This window comes from Peribacillus sp. NPDC058002 (assembly GCF_042886655.1).
In the GTDB taxonomy this organism is placed as follows: domain Bacteria; phylum Bacillota; class Bacilli; order Bacillales; family DSM-1321; genus Peribacillus; species Peribacillus aracenensis.
The window spans coordinates 1-2074 of sequence record NZ_JBHVQU010000430.1 but is presented as its reverse complement, the minus strand read 5'-3'; the positions used below and the strand labels follow the sequence as shown (position 1 = coordinate 2074).

3 protein-coding genes are annotated in these 2074 nt (G+C 39.7%); 2 read left to right on the top strand and 1 reads right to left on the bottom strand.

The annotated features are described in order from the left end of the window. The coding region (locus ACFVSH_RS25965; protein ID WP_387708665.1) for an SGNH/GDSL hydrolase family protein at window positions 1–625 on the bottom strand (625 nt) is incomplete at its 3' end. 306 nt (window positions 626–931) lie between these two features. Here ACFVSH_RS25965 and ACFVSH_RS25960 point away from each other — a divergent pair. Both ACFVSH_RS25960 and ACFVSH_RS25955 read left to right on the top strand, forming a co-directional pair. Further along, window positions 932–1108, top strand: coding sequence for a YjcZ family sporulation protein (locus tag ACFVSH_RS25960; RefSeq protein WP_387604167.1), 177 nt, complete (start codon window positions 932–934; stop codon window positions 1106–1108). 319 nt (window positions 1109–1427) lie between these two features. Further along, on the top strand, window positions 1428–2074 hold a 647-nt coding region (locus ACFVSH_RS25955; protein ID WP_387708663.1), incomplete at its 3' end, for a S66 family peptidase.

Sequence of the window (2074 nt, the reverse complement as noted above, 5' to 3'; positions counted from 1 at the left end):
CATTTGGATGAATCAAATCTCTGGTAAGCTGTTTTTCCGTATATCCTGAATTTTTGAATACTGGTCGCATATCCACATTCGTTGCACCGTAGTGTTTGGATAAAAGTCCGATGGCTGAAGCAAATTCCTCATATTTCAAGGAACTCTCTGTTATTGTGAATAATTCAGCATTAGGGTGGAGGCGTTTTGCCTTCCTCATTAACGCTTCATATGTCATGGTAAAATCATCGACATTCATATATTTGCGGTCATTTTCACCAAAAACGAAGAAAATCAGATCTTTATGATCATGCTCCCTTCTTTGCGAGAGCTTGAATAGCCCTTCAAAAGCAGTGGATCCGCTTTGGACTACATAGTCACCGTGTAAAGGTATATCATTGACATCATTCATCTTATTTTCCAACTGTTTGAACCAGGTTAGATTAGGATTTTCAGCTCCGGACCCTCTTCCGATACTGTCACCAATGACAAGATACTGAATGGGCTGGCCTGATTGGAATTTTTGATAAACATTTATCGAATCATCTGATCCATATGTTTTTGGGACTTTTTGAAGGATATAGCTGATTAGAAGGATCGTGGCAATTGCAGCGAAAGGGATGAAGGGTTTTGCGTTCGTTTTCAATTATGTTCCCCCGTATTGCCTTTTATGTATCCATGTAGGTATGGTGATAGCTTAAAAAGGCTAAGAATTGTTTTTTCCTTATTATATCCCAATTTTGAAGTAACACAATAAATATAAAACGTTTTTTTGACATTTTTCATGGTTAATCGTGGTATTTCAGACATTGAATGATTAGCGGTGAAGATGGTGCTGATTGAAGTTTTTTTAAAAATCCAGAAAAATAGGCAAATGCACAGACCGAGGCGGGCGTATTGACATATGGTAAGGTGTAAAGAGAAATCAGAATTCTAAAAGGAGTGAAACTTTATGTACGGATATGGTGGAAATGTTGCAGGACCAGGGTACGGTTATGGTGGAGGTGGATACGGCGGCGGTGGATACGGATATGGCGGCGGCGGTTGCTGCGGATTTGGATCAGGCTTCGCATTAATCGTTGTCTTGTTCATTCTATTGATCATCATCGGCGCTTCATTCTGCTGCTAAGGCAATAACCCAAAGACCAGTTGATAGCTGGTCTTTTCTTTATGTAAGGAAATTGGTGGGGTACGGTGGGTCTTTTAGATTCAAGGTCTCTGACTGAAAAAACATGTAATCCAAATGAGGCAGGAGATGCATAAACATTTCTTTCTTCAATCCTGATTATGGCACGTCGGAATACGAGAGAATCTCATTAAGGAGGTAAATCAGGTTAATCAGGAAGTAAAATGAGTTGTGTGAATGCCATTAAGGGTCTTGGTTTTTCTTTGTTCACCATTTCTGCTAAAATAACGACAGAATGTAATTAATTTAGGGGGATAAAGATATGAAGCCTTCCCGTTTAAAAGCAGGGGATGAAATACGCGTAATCGCTCCTTCAAGAAGCTTGGCGATTGTCAAAGGGGAACAACGCAGATTGGCAGAAGAAAGATTGACTGAACTTGGTTTTAAAGTGACATATGGTGAAACGGTTTTGTTCCATGATGACTTTTTCTCGAATTCGATCGAAGACCGGATCGAGGATTTGCATGATGCGTTCAGGGATCCGAATGTGAAGGGGATTTTTACAGCCATCGGGGGATATAATGCTAACCAATTGTTACGGTATATCGACTATGATTTGATTAAGGAAAATCCAAAAGTGTTGATGGGGTATAGTGATATAACCGCAATTTTATTGGCCATATATAATAAAACAGGCTTAACTACATATTCAGGTCCACATTTCTCGACTTTCGGGATGAAGGCTGGTCTGGAATATACGATGGAATATTTTAAAAAGGCTGTAATTGAAAGTGAAGGATTTTATCTTGATCCAAGTGAAACGTGGAGTGATGATTCATGGCATTTAGAACAGGATGAGCGCACCTTCCACCCGAATGCTGGATACATGGTCATTCAAGAAGGTGAAGCTGCTGGGACAATCATTGGGGGAAATCTTTGTACACTCAATCTATTACAAGGTACTGAATC

What these genes read in the sequence shown, in the direction of transcription:
- ACFVSH_RS25960 (WP_387604167.1), top strand. Translation starts at nt 932, where the DNA reads ATGTACGGATATGGTGGAAATGTTGCAGGACCAGGGTACGGTTATGGT.